General features: G+C 57.4%; 13 protein-coding genes and 5 pseudogenes. 8 read left to right on the top strand and 10 right to left on the bottom strand.

Annotated features, from left to right (window positions below; translation table 11 throughout):
- Positions 1 to 58: 58 nt before the first annotated feature.
- The 5 genes and pseudogenes from pcnB (at position 59) to panD (ending at position 4,390) form a co-directional block, all read left to right on the top strand.
- Entirely contained in the window at positions 59 to 1,465 is a 1,407-nt protein-coding gene (gene pcnB, locus ACTBDU_RS02005; protein WP_438805396.1) for a polynucleotide adenylyltransferase PcnB, read from the top strand.
- On the top strand, positions 1,465 to 1,971 hold the full coding sequence (folK, locus tag ACTBDU_RS02000) for a 2-amino-4-hydroxy-6-hydroxymethyldihydropteridine diphosphokinase (protein ID WP_438805374.1): 507 nt from the start codon (positions 1,465 to 1,467) through the stop codon (positions 1,969 to 1,971). The genes pcnB and folK overlap by 1 nt, the downstream gene beginning before the upstream one ends.
- Before the next feature lie 359 nt (positions 1,972 to 2,330).
- Positions 2,331 to 3,119 carry a 3-methyl-2-oxobutanoate hydroxymethyltransferase gene (gene panB, locus ACTBDU_RS01995; RefSeq protein ID WP_438805373.1) on the top strand — a complete coding sequence of 263 codons (789 nt, stop codon included), beginning with the start codon at positions 2,331 to 2,333 and terminating at the stop codon, positions 3,117 to 3,119.
- Between the two features lie 14 nt (positions 3,120 to 3,133).
- Positions 3,134 to 3,988, top strand: a complete 855-nt coding sequence (panC, locus tag ACTBDU_RS01990) for a pantoate--beta-alanine ligase (RefSeq protein ID WP_438805395.1) — start codon at positions 3,134 to 3,136, stop codon at positions 3,986 to 3,988.
- Between the two features lie 20 nt (positions 3,989 to 4,008).
- Positions 4,009 to 4,390 (top strand): annotated as a pseudogene (gene panD, locus ACTBDU_RS01985) (aspartate 1-decarboxylase).
- Between the two features lie 140 nt (positions 4,391 to 4,530).
- Here the strand turns inward: panD and ACTBDU_RS01980 are convergent.
- The 7 genes and pseudogenes from ACTBDU_RS01980 to ACTBDU_RS01950 all read right to left on the bottom strand — a co-directional run.
- Positions 4,531 to 4,692, bottom strand: a pseudogene (locus ACTBDU_RS01980) (ABC transporter permease); the annotation flags it as partial.
- Positions 4,693 to 4,697: 5 nt separating this feature from the next.
- Positions 4,698 to 5,866, bottom strand: a pseudogene (locus ACTBDU_RS01975) (IS3 family transposase).
- Positions 5,867 to 5,933: 67 nt separating this feature from the next.
- Positions 5,934 to 6,308, bottom strand: coding sequence for a YacL family protein (locus tag ACTBDU_RS01970; RefSeq protein WP_438805394.1), 375 nt, complete (start codon positions 6,306 to 6,308; stop codon positions 5,934 to 5,936).
- Positions 6,309 to 6,615: 307 nt separating this feature from the next.
- The gene (locus tag ACTBDU_RS01965; protein WP_438805372.1) at positions 6,616 to 7,329 is read right to left on the bottom strand and encodes an aconitase family protein; all 714 of its coding nucleotides are present in this window, start codon (positions 7,327 to 7,329) and stop codon (positions 6,616 to 6,618) included.
- Positions 7,287 to 7,691 (bottom strand): hypothetical protein, encoded by a 405-nt coding sequence (locus ACTBDU_RS01960; protein ID WP_438805371.1) that lies wholly within the window; start codon positions 7,689 to 7,691, stop codon positions 7,287 to 7,289. The genes ACTBDU_RS01965 and ACTBDU_RS01960 overlap by 43 nt, the downstream gene beginning before the upstream one ends.
- Positions 7,692 to 7,696: 5 nt before the next feature.
- Positions 7,697 to 8,550 (bottom strand): annotated as a pseudogene (locus tag ACTBDU_RS01955) (hypothetical protein).
- A complete protein-coding gene (locus ACTBDU_RS01950) occupies positions 8,544 to 9,143 on the bottom strand; it encodes a hypothetical protein (RefSeq protein ID WP_438805370.1) in 600 nt (199 codons plus the stop codon). Before ACTBDU_RS01950 ends, ACTBDU_RS01955 begins: the two are co-directional and overlap by 7 nt.
- Positions 9,144 to 9,441: 298 nt before the next feature.
- On the opposite strand from ACTBDU_RS01950, the gene ACTBDU_RS01945 reads away from it, so the two are divergent.
- The 3 genes from ACTBDU_RS01945 to ACTBDU_RS01935 all read left to right on the top strand — a co-directional run bounded on the left by ACTBDU_RS01945 (position 9,442) and on the right by ACTBDU_RS01935 (position 11,129).
- A complete protein-coding gene (locus tag ACTBDU_RS01945) occupies positions 9,442 to 10,236 on the top strand; it encodes a hypothetical protein (protein ID WP_438805369.1) in 795 nt (264 codons plus the stop codon).
- A gap of 323 nt (positions 10,237 to 10,559) precedes the next feature.
- Complete coding sequence (locus ACTBDU_RS01940) at positions 10,560 to 10,850, top strand: hypothetical protein (protein ID WP_438805368.1); 291 nt, start codon at positions 10,560 to 10,562, stop codon at positions 10,848 to 10,850.
- A gap of 15 nt (positions 10,851 to 10,865) precedes the next feature.
- Entirely contained in the window at positions 10,866 to 11,129 is a 264-nt protein-coding gene (locus ACTBDU_RS01935) for a hypothetical protein (RefSeq protein ID WP_438805367.1), read from the top strand.
- Positions 11,130 to 11,331: 202 nt separating this feature from the next.
- Here ACTBDU_RS01935 and lpdA read toward each other — a convergent pair whose 3' ends face one another.
- The 3 genes and pseudogenes from lpdA to aceE all read right to left on the bottom strand — a co-directional run bounded on the left by lpdA (position 11,332) and on the right by aceE (position 16,961).
- Positions 11,332 to 12,759, bottom strand: coding sequence for a dihydrolipoyl dehydrogenase (gene lpdA / locus ACTBDU_RS01930; protein ID WP_438805366.1), 1,428 nt, complete (start codon positions 12,757 to 12,759; stop codon positions 11,332 to 11,334).
- Between the two features lie 232 nt (positions 12,760 to 12,991).
- Positions 12,992 to 14,266, bottom strand: a pseudogene (gene aceF / locus ACTBDU_RS01925) (dihydrolipoyllysine-residue acetyltransferase); the annotation flags it as partial.
- A gap of 28 nt (positions 14,267 to 14,294) precedes the next feature.
- A complete protein-coding gene (aceE, locus tag ACTBDU_RS01920; RefSeq protein WP_438805365.1) occupies positions 14,295 to 16,961 on the bottom strand; it encodes a pyruvate dehydrogenase (acetyl-transferring), homodimeric type in 2,667 nt (888 codons plus the stop codon).
- Between the last annotated feature and the right edge of the window lie 23 nt (positions 16,962 to 16,984).

Genomic DNA, 16,984 nt, shown 5'->3' with positions numbered 1-16,984 from the left:
CTATTATTAGCCGCGGTTTTAGGTTGTTCCTGTTTATTTGTTACTATTGAGGTGTACTATTTTTACCCGAGTAGCCAACTTCTGCCGTAAGGTGCTCAATCGTGAAAGCGTGGAAACGGCACCCGAGGATAGACGCCCTTTGACGATTATCCCGCGCGACCAGCACACCATCTCCCGTAAAGAGATCAGTGAAAACGCATTAAAAGTCCTTTACCGCCTGAACAAAGCGGGATACGAAGCCTACCTGGTCGGCGGCGGCGTGCGCGATCTGCTGCTGGGTAAAAAGCCTAAGGACTTCGACATCACCACCAGCGCGACCCCAAAGCAGATGCGTAAATTGTTCCGCAACTGCCGGCTGGTCGGCCGCCGTTTCCGGCTGGCTCACGTCACGTTCGGGCCTGAAATTATCGAAGTCGCCACCTTCCGCGGCCATCATCAGGTGGTGGAACCGGAAAAAAGCGCGACGAGGGCGGGGGTGGCCCTGACCGGGCAAAACGGCATGCTGCTGCGCGACAACATTTTCGGTTCCATTGAAGAAGACGCCCAGCGCCGCGACTTTTCCGTGAACAGTCTTTATTACAGCGTAGCCGATTTCACCCTGCGCGACTATACCGGCGGGCTCAAAGATTTACAGGAAGGCACCATTCGCCTGATTGGCGATCCGGAAACCCGCTACCGGGAAGATCCGGTACGCATGCTGCGCGCGGTGCGCTTTGCCGCCAAGCTGGACATGACCATCAGTCGCGAAACCGCCGAACCGATTCCCCGTTTGGCGGCGTTGCTGCACGACATTCCGCCCGCGCGGTTATTTGAAGAAGCGCTCAAGCTGCTGCAGGCGGGTTATAGTGAGGTTACTTACCGCCTGCTGTGTGAATACCAGCTGTTTCAGCCGCTGTTTCCGCTGATGAGCCGTAACATTATTGAGCACGGCGATAGCCATATGGAGCAGATGATCATCCGCGTTCTGGTCAACACCGATCAGCGTTTGCGCAGCGATATGCGGGTTAATCCGGCCTTCTTGTTCGCCGCCATCTTGTGGTATCCGCTGCTGGAGCAGGCGCAGAAACTGACCCAAGAGAGCGGCCTGTCCTATTTCGACGCGTTTTCTCTGGCGATGAACGACATCCTCGACGAACAATGTCGAACGCTGGCCATCCCGAAACGTTTAACCGCCCTGATGCGGGATATGTGGCAACTGCAGCTGCGGCTATCGCGCCGCCAGGGCAAGCGCGCTCATAAGCTGATGGAACATCCCAAGTTCCGCGCCGCCTATGATTTGCTGACGCTGCGCGCCGAAGTCGAAAAGAACGCTGAATTACAGCGACTTAGCCGCTGGTGGGGTGAGTTCCAGGTCGCCGCGCCGCCGCGGCAAAAGAATATGCTTACCACCCTGGGCGATGAGGGTCCGACCCGCTCTCGCCCGCGCCGTCCACGCCGACGGGCGCCCAATCGCGACAGCGCCTGATGGAGCGCGTCTGGCTGGCTCTTGGCAGCAATCTAACGGAACCGCTACAGCAGATAAGCGCCGCCCTCGTGGCGCTGGCAAGTCTGCCGCAAACCCGGTTGGTCGCCTGCTCATCTTATTATCGCAGTCACCCGCTGGGCCCGCAGGATCAACCGGATTTCCTTAACGCCGTAGTGGCGCTGGACACCACCCTGGCACCGGAAACGCTGCTCAATCACACCCAGGCGATCGAATTCCGCCAGGGACGTACGCGCAAGGCCCATCGCTTTGGGCCACGCACGCTGGATCTGGACATTTTGCTGTTCGGCGAGCGCATTATCGCTACCCCGCGCCTGACGGTACCTCATTACGACATGCACAACCGCGAGTTTATGCTCTATCCCCTCGCGGAGCTCGCCCCGGGTCTTCAGTTTCCCAACGGCGTCCCGCTGGTTGAACATCTGCGTCAGGTGCCACGCAACGGCCTCACCTATTGGGATGAGGAGCATCGTTACCACCAGGACTGATGCGCTGCCGCACGCACGCTTACGCCATAGCACGATGACGCCTGTGCGGCGGTCTCTGCCTTCTCTCGCCTCATGCCAGAGGTCACGTCGCGGCCCGACCTTACTAGCCAGCCATCGGAATGCAGACCAAGGGTTGCAGGTTTTCGCCGGCCATCGGGGTGGATGCCAAGGACGCATGTTCGGGCCTCCCCCACTTTCTCTCTCCGGCCGACAGGGTAATAGCGCCCGCGACGGGGTCCGGTCAATGTCCCCCTTGTTTTGTGCGATAAACGCTATACCCCCGGCAAAGCTTCCATTAAAATAAGCCGCCATTCTTTAAGCTGACAGCGGACGCTCCCGCGGCACAGAGGTTGCATAGCATGACCACGATTTATCATTTGCGCAAATGGAAACAGCAACAGCGCAAATTCGTCTCCATTACCGCTTACGACGCCTCATTTGCCCGCCTGTTCGCCGAACAGGGGATTAAGGTGATGCTGGTGGGCGATTCCCTGGGCATGACCATGCAGGGCCATGACTCGACGCTGCCGGTCACCCTGGAGGATATGGTTTATCATACCCGCTGCGTGCGGCGCGGTGCGCCCTCGTGCCTGCTGCTGGCCGATCTACCGTTCATGAGCTACGCGACGCCGGCACAGGCCTTTGACAATGCGGCAGCGCTGATGCGCGCGGGCGCCAATATGGTCAAGCTTGAGGGCGGCGCATGGCTGGCCGATACCGTTAGCGGTCTGACCGCGCGGGCGGTACCCGTCTGCGGCCATCTTGGCCTGACCCCGCAATCGGTGAATATCTTCGGCGGCTATAAAATTCAAGGGCGCGATGCGGCCGGCGCAGAACAGCTACTGGCCGACGCGCAGGCGCTGGAACAGGCCGGCGCCCAGTTGCTGGTGCTGGAATGCGTACCGGTCGCGCTGGCGGAACGCGTAACGCATGAGCTGAGCATTCCGGTTATCGGCATTGGTGCCGGCGGCGTGACCGACGGCCAGATCCTGGTCATGCAAGATGCGCTCGGCATCACCGGCGATAGCGTACCCTCCTTCGCCAAAGATTTTCTGGCGGCAGGCGGGGATATTGCCGCCGCCGTACGCCGCTACGTGCAAGAGGTGGAAACCGGCCGGTTTCCCGCGGCCGAACATAGCTTTCAATAATGAAGGAGACTCCCGTGCTGATTATCGAAACGCCGCCGACGCTGCGTCAGACGGTTAAACAGTGGCGTCAGGAGCATAAGCGTATCGCCCTGATCCCGACCATGGGCAATTTACACGAAGGCCATATGGCGCTGATTGACGCCGGGCGCGCCCGCGCGGATAAAGTCGTGGTCAGCGTGTTCGTCAACCCGATGCAGTTCGACCGGCCGGAAGATCTGGCGGCCTACCCGCGCACGCTGCAGGAGGACTGCGAACAGCTAACAAGGCGCGGCGTGGAGATGGTATTCGCGCCGGCGACGGCGGTAATCTACCCCGACGGTCTCGCCAGTCAGACCTTTATCGATGTGCCCCGTTTCGCCAATATCCTGGAAGGTGAAAGCCGGCCGGGCCATTTCCGCGGCGTCGCCACCATTGTCAGCAAGCTGTTTAATCTGGTTCAGCCGGACGTGGCCTGCTTCGGCAAAAAGGACTTCCAGCAACTGGCGCTTATCCGTCAACTGGTGCGCGACATGAGCTATGATATCGAGATTATCGGCGTACCGACGGTGCGCGCCGCCGATGGGCTGGCGCTCAGTTCGCGCAACGGTTATCTGAGCGCCGAGGAGCGCCGTCTGGCGCCGCAGCTCAATCAGGTGCTCATGCGGCTGGTGGCGCAGTTGCGCGAAGGCGAACGTCACATCGATGGGTTGCTGACCTCAGCAACGGAACAACTGCTTCAGGCCGGCCTCAGGCCGGACACGCTGCTCATTCGCGACGCGCAGACCTTGCAGCCGTTGGCGGTCGACAGTCGGCGCGCGGTGGTGTTATTCACCGCCTGGCTGGGTAAGGCCCGGCTAATTGATAATGCGCAAGTGGATCTCATTTCATAACGGTTAAAAGGCTTAAGCTCATGCAACGCACGATGTTACGAGGCAAGCTACACCGGGTGCACAATCACCCGGGCGGATCTCCATTACGAAGGTTCCTGCGCTATCGATCGGGACTTTCTGGATGCGGCGGGGATTCTGGAGTATGAAGCGATTAATATTTATAACGTCGACAACGGTCAGCGTTTCTCCACCTACGCAATTGCCGCCGAGCGCGGCTCGCGCATCATCTCAGTTAACGGCGCAGCCGCACGCTGCGCCTGCGTCGGCGATTTATTGATTATTTGCGCCTATGTGCAAATACCGGACGAAGAGGCGCAACATCACGCACCGCGGGTGGCCTATTTCGACGAACACAATCAGCTGCAGCGCACCGCCAAAGCGCTGCCGGTACAGATGGCCTGAGTCTCCCGTACCAATGGCCGTGGGTGAATTTACGCCAGCGCCCGTTCGCTGTTGTGGCGGGCCAGCCGGTCGGCATGTGCTGAAACAGGCTTAAGCCGCAACACGCCACCTCGTCGCGGCACTCGCGCCGCCCCGTCAGGTTAGGTGCGCAAGCCGCGTCCGCGCTGGATAAGCGTCCAGCGCAGCAGATAAAGCACCACGACAAAAGCCACCAGCACCGCAAGGGTAAGCGGCACGTCGCTGATGCCCAAGAAGCCATAGCGGAAACCGCTAACCATATACACCACCGGGTTCAAGCGTGTAGTGGTCAACTAAAACTGGCCACCGCGTTAGCGTTTTCCAAATATCTATTTTCTGATTCGTTTGGTGGCAACCCACCGTTATATTCATGCGGCCTGAGTGCGCTGTAATATCCCACGATATAGTCGGTAATTTTATGAGCTGCTTCGCTGAAGCTTATGTAGCCCGTTACCGGTATCCACTCATTTTTCAGACTTCTGAAGAAGCGCTCCATCAGACTGTTATCCCAACAGTTACCACGCCGACTCATGCTTTGTTTGATCCGGTAACGCCACAGCAACTGTCGGAACTGCCTGCTCGTATATGGCTACCCTGATCGCTGTGGAACATCACTCCGGCTGGTTTACCACGCGTTTCCCATGCCATTTCCAGTGCTTTGATGGTCAGTCTGCTGTCCGGGGAGAACGACATAGCCCAGCCCACCGGTTTCCTCGCGAACGGATCAAGAACAACCGCAAGGTATGCCCAGCGTTTCCCGGTCCAGATATACGTCACATCGCCGCACCATACCTGGTTTGGCTCCGTTACAGCGAACTGGCGCTCAAGATAATTCGGTATTTCAACGTGTTCATTGCCGCCACGCTTATACCTGTGCGTCGGCTGCTGACAACTGACCAGCCCCAGCTCTTTCATGAGCCTGCCTGCGAGCCAGCGCCCCATCCAGAAGCCTCTCTGGGTTGCCATGGTGGCGATACTTCTCGCGCCAGCTGCACCATGGCTGATACTGTGCAGTTCATGAACCTGACTGCGCAATACTGTTCGCCTGCCGTCCGGCTTGTCAGGACGACTTTTCCAGTATTTGTAACTGCCTGCGATGAACCCTGAACACCTGGCAGAGTGTGGCCACAGGATAATGCGCTCTGAGTTTCCCGATTAACGAGAACTGTTCAGGGAGTCTGACATCAAAAGCGCTGTAGCATTTTTTAATATTTCGTTTTTCATTTCAATGCGTTGTACCTTCTTCTTGAGCTTACGTATTTCGATTTGTTCCGGGGTTATGGGAGAGGCTTTTGGCGTTTTCCCCTGTCGCTTATCACGCAGTTGTTTTATCCATTTCGTCATCGTAGAAAGGCCGACGTCCATGGCTTCTGCTGCTGGCGCGGCGGTGTAATTTTGCTCGACAACCAGTTGAGCGGATTCGCGTTTGAATTCAGGACTAAAATTTTTTCTTTTCATTGGTGCACCCGGGTTGTTCTGAGGTGAGCATATCACCTCTGTTCAGGTGGCCAAATTCAGTGTGCCACTACAATCCGCCGGTTCGGATAAATTGGCGATACCGGCTTTTAGCATCAGCAGAAAATCGTCGCTGCTGCACAGACAGCGACAGGCTTTCTTCATCGTAATAACTCAGTCCCTCCTCCAGCGCGTCAAAGGCCACCGACATGCCGTTGGCGCGGACCATCACCTCTTCGGCGTCAAGCAGCAGGGTAAATTCATAGCCGATGTGCTGCCACTGACGCAGGGAGTTGGACAGGCAATGTAACTGTCGCTCAACGTCGGCTACGAAAGCCAAATCGCCGTTCACCTCGTCATTTAACCAGTGGCCGATGGCTTCATGGCCCATGGAGAATTTGACAATCACCTGGCCGGTAACATCGCGGAGGAATTCGTAATTTATTGTAGCCGTCCACCCCGCAAGGGGCGCGATGCCGCATCCGTTCAAAACACGGCGGTGGAAGATAAGGGGAGTTTGCGCGCTTTTTCCTCGTCAGACAAAACCTGATAGCGGGAACAATCCACCGTTGGCGCCGCAGCACATCGCGGGCCACGTCCCTCCACAAAAAAACGCCCGTCAGCAACGACGGGCGGTGGAGGGTTAGCCGAAGTGCTCGGCAGAGATTGCCGCCGACAACTGACGCGCCAGACCGCGGTTTGGAAAATGACCTGATCGGCTTTGTCAGTATATTCACCGAGGCGGTCGAAATTCAGGTAACGGTAGTATCTACCGCCGTCGGATCCACCATCGCCATCGCCTGCAGATACTCCTCTACCGTCGGCAAGCGGCTCAGCAGCGAGGTGACCGCCGCCAACTCTGCGGAAGCAAGATATACGTCGGCGCCGTTGCCCAGACGGTTGGGGAAGTTACGGGTCGAGGTAGACACCAACGTGGCACCATCCGTTACCCGCGCCTGGTTACCCATGCACAGCGAGCAGCACGGGATTTCCATGCGAGCGCCGTTCTTGCCAAATACGCTATAGTAACCTTCCTCGGTGAGCTGAGCGGCGTCCATTTTGGTCGGCGGCGCGACCCACAGTCGGGTCGGCAGCTGGCCCTTGTGGCTGTCCAGCAGTTTGCCCGCGGCACGGAAGTGGCCGATATTCGTCATGCAGGAGCCGATGAAGACCTCATCGATTTTGCTGGCGGCGACATCCGACAGCAGACGTGCATCGTCCGGATCTTTCGGCGCGCATAAAATAGGCTCGTTGATCTCGGCCAGATCGATCTCGATGACCGCGGCGTATTCGGCATCCGCATCCGCCGCCAGAAGAGAGGGGTTGGCCAGGCAGCTTTCCATGCCTTTAACGCGCCGTTCCAGCGTGCGGCGATCGCTGTAACCTTCCAAAATCATCCATTTCAACAGCACGATATTGGAATTCAGATATTCGGTAATCGGCGCCTGATCAAGCTTATGGTACAACCCGCGCCAGAGCGCTCCGCCGAGGCGTCGCCCAATTCAAACGCCTGTTCCACTTTCAGCTCCGGCAGCCCTTCGATCTCCAGAATGCGGCCGGAGAAGATGTTCATCTTACCCTTTTTCTCGACCGTTAGCAGCTCCTGCTTGATGGCGTAATACGGAATCGCATGCACCAAATCGCGCAGGGTGATGCCCGGCTGCATGGTATCTTTGAAACGCACAAGCACCGATTCGGGCATGTCCAGCGGCATCAGGCCGGTGGCGGCGGCGAAGGCGACCAGACCGGACCCTGCCGGGAACGAGATGCCGATCGGGAAGCGAGTGTGGGAGTCCCCGCCGGTGCCTACGGTATCGGGCAGCAGCATGCGGTTTAGCCAGAGTGAATTATCCCGCCGCCCGGGCGCAGAGAGACGCCGCCGCGATTCATGATGAAGTCCGGCAGGGTATGATGGGTCTGCACGTCAACCGGCTTCGGATAGGCAGCAGTATGGCAGAACGACTGCATAATCAGGTCAGCGGAAAAGCTCAGGCACGCCAGATCTTTCAATTCATCGCGGGTCATGGGGCCAGTAGTGTCCTGGGATCCCACCGAGGTCATTTTCGGCTCGCAATATTGTCCCGGACGCACGCCCGCTACGCCGCAGGCGCAGCCGACCATTTTCTGCGCCAGCGTGTAGCCTTTGTCGCTGGCGGCAACATCTCGCGCGTGGCGGAAAATGGTACTGGGGGGAAGCCCCAGTGATTCGCGCGCGCGGTCTGACCGCGACCGATAATCAGCGGAATACGGCCGCCGGCACGTACTTCGTCCACCAGCACGTTCGTTTTCAGGGTTCAGGGCAAAATTGGCCCGCAGCAGCGCGCCGGTGTTATGATGACCTATTTCCCCCGCGAAGGGATAGATATCGATGACGTCACCCGTATTCAAATCGGAAACATCGACTTCGATCGGCAGAGCGCCGGCATCTTCCATGGTGTTGAAGAAAATCGGCGCAATTTTGCTGCCCAGCACTATCCCACCGCCGCGTTTGTTAGGCACAAAGGGAATACCCCCCCCATGAACCACAGCACCGAGTTAGTGGCGGATTTACGCGAGGAACCGGTCCCCACCACATCGCCAACGTAGGCCAGCGGGAAACCCTTGCCGTTTAGCGCTTCGATCTGCTGAATGGGGCCAAGGTTACCGGGCTGATCGGGGATAATGCCGGCACGGGCGTTCTTCAGCATCGCCAGGGCATGCAGCGGAATATCCGGCCGCGACCAGGCGCCGGCGACAGGTCATCGGTATTGGTTTCGCCGGTGACCTTGAATACGGTCACGGTCATTTTTTCCGCCAGCACCGGTCGTGATAAGAACCATTTCGCTTCGGTCCAGGACGTCATGACCTCTTGGGCATGCGCATTGCCGGCCCGGGCTTTTTCTTCCACGTCGTAGAAATTGTCGAACATCAGCAGCATGGACTTCAGCGCGCGCGCGGCGAGCGGCGCCAGCGCGGCATTATCCAGCACGTCCACCAGCGGCGAAATGTTGTAGCTGCCTTGCATGGTGCCCAGCAGTTCAATGGCTTTTTCCGCCGTCAGCAGCGGTGAATGCACCTCGCCCTTGGCAACGGCCGCGAAGAAACCTGCTTTAACGTAAGCCGCTTCGTCCACACCTGGCGGGACACGATTGGTCAACAGATCCAGCAAATAGGCTTCTTCACCCGCCGGCGGGGTTTTCAACAGTTCAACCAGCGCCGCCATTTGTACGGCATCGAGAGGCTTAGGGGCAATGCCCTGTGCAGCACGCTCGGCAACGTGCTTACGATAATCTTCTAGCACGATGTTCTCCTCGCTTTCATTGTCATAGGTAGTGCCTGGCTTTCCATTCCTCACCGGCGATACATTTATTAGAAAAGGTTTGTTGTTATCCAGCTGGGCAAGCGCCAGTTTATCGGTATTTAACCGCCTTGTTAATTTGTTTACATAAAAGCAACATGATATTTGGCTGAAACGATAAGGCTTTAACGACTCATGACAAGGCGGACAGCCGCACGGCGGGAGCCGCTAGCCGCCAGCCGAAACACTTTATCCCGGTCTTTCCGAGAAAACGCGCTTCGCGAAAATCGGCATGACGCCCATGATAGGCCGCAATGACGATGGCACCATATTTACTCTGGACAATGCCTTCAACGTTGGCGCCTTTGCCGCCCAGCATGGATTGTCTTCGCTCTCGTTCTGGTCGCTGAACCGGGATAATCCCTCCAATCTCGATTATGTGGGCAGCAAGAGCAGCAGCAACCCTGAACAGCGTGTGACCGGAGAATATACCCGCAGCTTCCTGGCGGGTGCGTTGAATGTGCTATTGCCTACGTTGCCAGATGTCGTACAATTGGTTGACGCGCAGATGAAAACGCAGCCGCTCGATATTGCCTCTTCGCCGCATTGGCGGGCGAAAAAGATTGGAGCCGCTGTCGCCAGCGCATTGCCCCCTCCACTCCCGCCGTGGAGGAACCGGCATGCAGCATCGAAGCCTCAACCGAGCCGTCCGCTGACGAGACTGACGCCGCGGATACCGCTGCCTCTGCCGAACAGAACGATATTCGCGACGCAAGCTGCTGCCGTTGGCAGCGCCGCCGCACAGGGCGGCCAGCCAGGGGCTCTGCCGACGGTATCCCCCAAAGCGTTCGCGCCGCTGCAACCAATACAATGGTCAATGGCGAAGTCGAAGCTGAAGCTGACATCGTCGCCGCAGCAGACGTTAACACCGTTGCTGACGCTGAAACTCTCACCGCTGCGGACGCCAACGTCGTGGTTGAAGCTAACACCGCCGCGCTGCCGTCGCAGCGGCAACAAAAGCCGAAACCGGAGCCGAAGCGATGGCGTCCTAACGCGCTACGCCGCTGCACAAGGCTCAACGCCCGCTCGATCCTAACCGACACGCCGGCGCGGCTCGGGGGGGCGTTATTTCGACCTGGCAAAGCACGCTCCACCTCATCCCCTTTGCATGCACCGTCTTATCATCACCAACCGCTCATTCTTATCTTTTTCAATCACCTAACTGAGAACCGCCCTGTTTTGGGGTCCGCAAACCGCCTATGCCAGGCCACACCGTTCGAATTGCAAAAAGCGCCCAGTCACGGCAATAACGGTTTGCCAATCGCAGGTGGTTAGCATTAGCTGGTTACCCTTTACGACGGAGGCATCATAATATGGATATCATCTCTTCTCTCCCCGGCAACGATGGTTGCCCGCTTTATGCAGTTACGCGCCTTTGCCGACGGCGAGTATCGCGGCGTATTTCAGCTAGCGCTCCTCTACGAACCGCGAAAACAGGTATCGTGGTTTTATCTGCTGCAAATCGATGATCATCGGATCTATCAATCGCCGCCGCTAGATTACCGTCTGGAACATCAGTTTGCTGAAGTTTGCACGATGAAAGTCTGTCAGTCGCTGGACGATGCGCTGGCGGAAATCCGTGAACAGCTGACGCCGGAACGGTACATCCAATCGCAAATCGAAAGCATGGCCGCCGCGCCGGCGATGTGACAAAAACTCCATACCGTGCTTGACGATCCCGCCTACGGCCGCGCGAACCTTCTGCGCATTACCGATAGCGACGATAGCGCCTGTTTTCCGGCACATTTTCGCCATGATGTGCTGGCGCTTGCCAATCGCTGCGCCACCCACGATGAATTTTGCGGCAGTCGGTTGAAAACGGCGCTTCGGGAAACTGACTATAGAGATTTAAGGGCGCTTTGCCTCACGGGCTACATGACCCGAGAGGATGCGCTGCTAAAATACCTGGCCAGGTCTCATTTATTATAGTTAATTGACTACATCGGCGCCGCGATTTATCGCCCGGAGGTGAGACAACTTTTAACCCGTTTTACGGTGGGGGACACAACCGCCTGTGAACTGTTTAATCTGGCGCAGCCCGATAACGACGATGGGCGACGGGCGGCAAGCGCACATGACGCAATAAAAAAGGCGCCTGCGGGCGCTTTTTTTGCGGATGACCGCAGAAACTTTATTTCTTTTTCTTCGCTTTGGCGTTGGGCAGATCGGTAATGGTACCTTCGTACACTTCCGCCGCCAGACCCACCGATTCATGCAGCGTGGGGTGCGCATGGATGGTCAGCGCGATATCTTCCGCGTCGCAGCCCATTTCGATTGCTAAACCGATTTCGCCCAGCAGCTCGCCGCCGTTGACGCCGACCACGGCGCCGCCGATGACCCGATGGCTTTCTTTATTGAAAATCAGCTTGGTCATGCCGTCCTGGCAGTCGGAAGCAATGGCGCGCCCGGAGGCTGCCCACGGGAAAGTGGCGACTTCATAGCTGATGCCTTTCTCTTTCGCTTCTTTTTCCGTCAGGCCGACCCATGCCACTTCCGGCTCAGTATAGGCAATAGACGGAATGACTTTAGGATCGAAATAGTGTTTCTTGCCGGCGATGACTTCCGCCACCACGTGGCCCTCGTGGGTGCCTTTGTGTGCCAGCATCGGCTGGCCGACGATATCGCCGATAGCGTAAATGTGCGGCACATTGGTGCGCATCTGTTTGTCGACGCGGATAAAACCGCGATCGTCCACCTCTACCCCAGCCTGACCGGCATTCAGCAGCTTGCCGTTTGGCACGCGGCCAATGGCGACCAGCACGGCGTCATAGCGCTGGGCTTCCGACGGCGCTTTTTTCCCTTTTATGCTGACATATACGCCGTCTTCCTGCCCTTCCGCCGCGGTAACTTTGGTTTCCAGCATCAGGTTAAATTGGGAACTGATGCGCTTGGTGAACACTTTCACCACGTCTTTATCGGCAGCCGGGATGACCTGATCAAACATTTCCACCACGTCAATTTCCGAACCCAGCGCGTGGTAAACGGTGGCCGTTTCCAGACCGATGATCCCGCCACCCATCACCAGCAGACGCTCTGGCACCGACGTCAGGGCGAGCGCATCGGTAGAGTCCCATACGCGGGGATCATCATGGGGGATAAACGGCAGCTGGATCGGGCGTGAGCCCGCAGCGATAATGGCATTGTCGAAGGTGACGGTAGTGGTACCGTTTTCGCCTTCCACCTGCAGCGTGTTGGCACCGGTAAATTTACCGTAACCGTTCACCACCTTCACCTTACGCGCTTTGGCCATACCGCTTAGACCGCCGGTCAGCTGATTGACCACCTTTTCCTTCCAGGTGCGCACTTTGTCGATATCGGTTTGCGGCTCGCCAAAGACGATACCGTTTTTGCTCAGCGCCTTGGCCTCTTTGATAACCTTAGCGACGTGCAATAATGCTTTGGAGGGGATACAGCCTACGTTAAGGCAAACCCCGCCAAGGGTGGAATAACGTTCCACCAGGACGGTCTCCAGACCTAAATCCGCACAGCGGAATGCCGCGGAATACCCGCTCGGGCCCGCCCCAAGTACCACGATCTGAGTTTTTATTTCAGTACTCATCATGACCTCTTAGTTGATTGTCCGGCGGGTTAGACGTTTATTTTATCGCGTGTATTTGAATAACGCGCTGTGTCCACCGGGACGTCTCCATCTTGCATAGTTTACAAAAATGTTAATAGACTGCAAAGTATGTTACGACGGCGCTTGTTGAGTTGGTAACGCCGAGGGCAGCCCTTTGCCACCGGCAGCGACGCAGAAAACAGGCAGGCCGGCCCGCGGGCTGGCTTGGAGGTTACATCACCAAGCGGCGAATATCAGACATCACGTTATTGATGAAGCTGATGAATCGCGCACCGTCGGCGCCGTCGATGACCCGGTGGTCATAGGATAGCGACAGCGGCAGCATCAGCCGCGGTGCAAACTCTTTACCATCCCATACCGGTTTCGTCGACGATTTTGATACACCGAGAATCGCCACTTCTGGCGCATTGACGATAGGCGTGAACGCCGTGCCGCCAATGCCGCCCAGGCTGGAGATGGTGAAGCAGCCGCCCTGCATATCCGACGAAGTCAGTTTGCCGGCGCGGGCCTTTTTCGAGATCTTCGCCAGCTCGCGCGACAGCTCAACGATGCCTTTCTTGTTCACATCGCGGAACACCGGCACGACCAGGCCGTTCGGGGTATCAACCGCCACGCCGATATTGATGTATTTCTTCAGCGTCAGTTTCTGGGCGTCCGCCGACAGCGAGCTGTTAAAACGCGGCAGCTCTTCCAGCGCCTTGGCGACCGCTTTCATGATAAACACCAGCGGGGTGATTTTCACATCCGGCTTCTTCTCGGCTTCGGTGTTCTGCTGTTTGCGGAAGGCTTCCACTTCGGTGATATCGGCTTCGTCAAACTGGGTCACATGGGGGATCATAACCCAGTTACGGTGCAGGTTAGTGCCGGAGATTTTCTGAATCCGGCCCAGCCCCACCTCTTCGGTGTCGCCGAACTTGCTGAAGTCCACCTTCGGCCACGGCAGCAGCACCGGCAGCGAACCGCCGCCAGCAGCGGCAGGCGCGGCCTCGGCGCGTTTAACCGCCTCTTTGACGTAAGCCTGAATATCTTCAAGCAGGATACGGCCTTTGCGCCCGGTGCCTTTTACCTTCGCCAGGTTGACGCCGAACTCGCGCGCCAGACGGCGAATCACCGGAGTAGCGTGCGCATAGGCGTCGTTCTCGGCAAATTTATTTTTGCCTTCGGACGATGACGGGGCGGCAGCCGCGCTTTTGTTGGCGTTTGATGCCAGCGCGGGAGCCACAGCCGCGGCGCTTTCCTTGGCGGCGGCCGGCGCGGGGGCGGCGCCTTCCACCTCGAACACCATAATCTGCGAACCGGTGCTGACTTTATCACCGACGTTAATCTTGATCTCTTTGACGATACCCTCGAACGGCGCCGGCACCTCCATCGATGCTTTATCGCCTTCCACGGTAATCAGCGACTGCTCGGCCTCGACCTTATCGCCCACGCTGACCAGGACCTCGGTGACTTCCACTTCATCTGCACCGATATCCGGTACGTTGATTTTAATAGCCATTGATTTACTCTACCTCTTACGCCAGACGCGGGTTGACTTTGTCAGCATCAATGCCGAATTTGCTGATGGCCTGCGCCACCACATCAGCGCCGATATTGCCGCGTTTGGCCAATTCACCCAGCGCCGCCACCACCACATAGCTGGCGTCCACTTCAAAGTAATGACGCAGGTTCTCGCGGCTGTCCGAACGGCCAAAACCGTCGGTGCCCAGAACGCGGAACTCGCTGGCAGGAATAAAGTTGCGGATCTGTTCGGCGAACAGTTTCATATAGTCGGTGGACGCCACCGCTGGCGCATCGTTCAGCACGGTGGCCACATAAGGCACGCGCGGGGTTTTGGTCGGGTGCAGCATGTTCCAGCGCTCGCAATCCTGGCCGTCGCGCGCCAGTTCGGTGAACGAGGTTACGCTGTACACATCGGAGCCGACACCATAGTCTTTCGACAGGATCTGCGCTGCTTCGCGCACGTGGCGCAGAATGGCGCCGGAGCCCATCAGTTGCACTTTGCCTTTGCTGCCATCCAGCGTTTCCAGCTTGTAGATCCCCTTTCGAATACCCTCTTCCGCGCCTTTCGACATGGCGGGCATGGCGTAGTTTTCGTTCAGCGTGGTCAGATAGTAGTAGACGTTTTCCGGCTTATCACCGTACATCCGGGTCAAACCGTCATGCATGATGACCGCGACTTCATAGGCATAGGCCGGATCGTAGGAGATGCAGTTCGGAATGGTCAGCGACTGGATATGGCTGTGGCCGTCTTCGTGCTGCAAGCCTTCACCGTTCAGCGTCGTGCGCCCCGAGGTGCCGCCGATAAGGAAGCCACGCGCCTGCTGGTCGCCCGCCGCCCAGCACAGATCGCCGATACGCTGGAAACCAAACATCGAATAGTAGATGTAGAACGGAATCATCGGCAAATCGTTGGTGCTGTAGGAGGTCGCAGCCGCCAGCCAGGAGGAGGCCGCGCCCAGCTCATTGATCCCTTCTTGCAGGATCTGCCCTTTTTCATCTTCGCGATAATAGGAGACCTGCTCGCGGTCCTGCGGCGTGTACTGCTGACCGTTAGGGCTGTAGATGCCTATCTGGCGGAAAAGACCTTCCATCCCGAAGGTACGGGCTTCGTCGGCAATGATCGGGACCAGACGATCTTTGATCGACTTGTTCTTCAGCATCACGTTCAGCACGCGGGCAAAAGCGATGGTGGTGGAGATCTCTTTCTTCTGTTCTTCCAACAGCGGCGCAAAGTTTTCAAGCGTCGGCAGCTCCAGCGGCTTGGTGAAATCCTTCAGACGGCTCGGCAGATAGCCGTGCAGCGCTTTACGGCGCTCGTGCAAATAGGTGTGCTCTTCGGACCCTTCGTCAAAAGTGATGTAGGGCAGCGCTTCAATCTTTTCGTCGGTAATGGTGTTCAGGTTGAAACGATCGCGAAAGTAATGCACCCCTTCCATGTCCATTTTCTTCACCTGATGGGCAATATTCATGCCTTCCGCGGTCACACCCATGCCGTAGCCTTTGATGGTGTGCGCCAGGATCACCACGGGCTTGCCGGTAATTTTCTTGGCCCTTTGCAGAGCAGCATAAATTTTCTTCGGATCGTGGCCGCCGCGGTTGAGCGCCCAAATCCCATCGTCGCTCATGTCTTTCACCAGCGCGGCGGTTTCCGGGTATTTACCAAAGAAGTGCTCGCGTACATAGGCGCCGTTTTTCGATTTAAAGGTCTGATAGTCGCCGTCGACGGTTTCGTTCATCAGCTGAATCAGCTTGCCGGAGGTGTCTTTGCGCAGCAGCTCATCCCAGCGACTGCCCCAGACCACCTTGATCACTTCCCAGCCGGCGCCGCCGAACACGCCTTCCAGCTCGTTGATGATCTTGCCGTTACCGGTGACGGGACCGTCCAGACGCTGCAGGTTACAGTTAATGATGAATACCAGGTTGTCCAGCTTCTCGCGGGTCGCGATGGTGATGGCGCCCTTCGATTCCGGCTCGTCCATCTCGCCGTCGCCCAAGAAGGCGTACACGGTCTGATTGCTGGTGTCCTTCAGCGCGCGGTGATCCAGATATTTAAGGAATTTTGCCTGATAGATGGCGCTTATCGGGCCGAGGCCCATCGACACCGTCGGGAACTGCCAGAACTCCGGCATCAGCTTCGGATGCGGATAGGATGACAACCCTTTACCGTGCACTTCCTGGCGGAAGTTGTTCATCTGATCTTCGCTCAGACGACCTTCAAGGAAGGCGCGGGCGTACACGCCGGGGGAGATGTGCCCCTGGAAGTAGACCAGGTCGCCGCCGTCTTTGTCGTTGCGCGCGCGGAAGAAATGGTTGAAGCACACTTCATAAATGGTGGCGGACGACTGGAATGACGCCATGTGGCCGCCCAGTTCCAAATCTTTCTTCGACGCGTGCAGCACGGTCATCACGGCATTCCAGCGAATGGCGGAACGGATGCGGCGCTCCAGTTCCAGGTTGCCGGGATACTCAGGCTCCTCTTCGACCGAAATTGTGTTGATGTAGTTGCGTCCGGTGGCACCTTGCGCAATGCTGACCCCACCTTTGCGCGCTTCATCCAGCACCTGATCAATCAGGAATTGCGCGCGTTCAATACCTTCTTCACGGATAACCGATTCGATCGCCTGGAGCCAGTCGCGTGTTTCGATCGGATCCACGTCATTGTACAAACATTCTGACATGGTGGTGTTCCTTATCTATCTTT

It is taken from the genome of Sodalis sp. (in: enterobacteria) (assembly GCF_051710625.1).
Lineage (GTDB): Bacteria > Pseudomonadota > Gammaproteobacteria > Enterobacterales > Enterobacteriaceae > JBPESN01.
This window is presented reverse-complemented; position numbering and strand designations above follow the sequence as displayed.

Bases quoted from the DNA above. Each gene is read 5' to 3' on its own strand.
- ACTBDU_RS01940 (WP_438805368.1), top strand. From the start codon at position 10,560: ATGCAGTTACGCGCCTTTGCCGACGGCGAGTATCGCGGCGTATTTCAG.
- ACTBDU_RS01945 (WP_438805369.1), top strand. From the start codon at position 9,442: ATGATAGGCCGCAATGACGATGGCACCATATTTACTCTGGACAATGCC.
- panB (WP_438805373.1), top strand. From the start codon at position 2,331: ATGACCACGATTTATCATTTGCGCAAATGGAAACAGCAACAGCGCAAA.
- ACTBDU_RS01960 (WP_438805371.1), bottom strand. From the start codon at position 7,691: ATGCTGCTGCCCGATACCGTAGGCACCGGCGGGGACTCCCACACTCGC.
- aceE (WP_438805365.1), bottom strand. From the start codon at position 16,961: ATGTCAGAATGTTTGTACAATGACGTGGATCCGATCGAAACACGCGAC.
- folK (WP_438805374.1), top strand. From the start codon at position 1,465: ATGGAGCGCGTCTGGCTGGCTCTTGGCAGCAATCTAACGGAACCGCTA.
- lpdA (WP_438805366.1), bottom strand. From the start codon at position 12,759: ATGAGTACTGAAATAAAAACTCAGATCGTGGTACTTGGGGCGGGCCCG.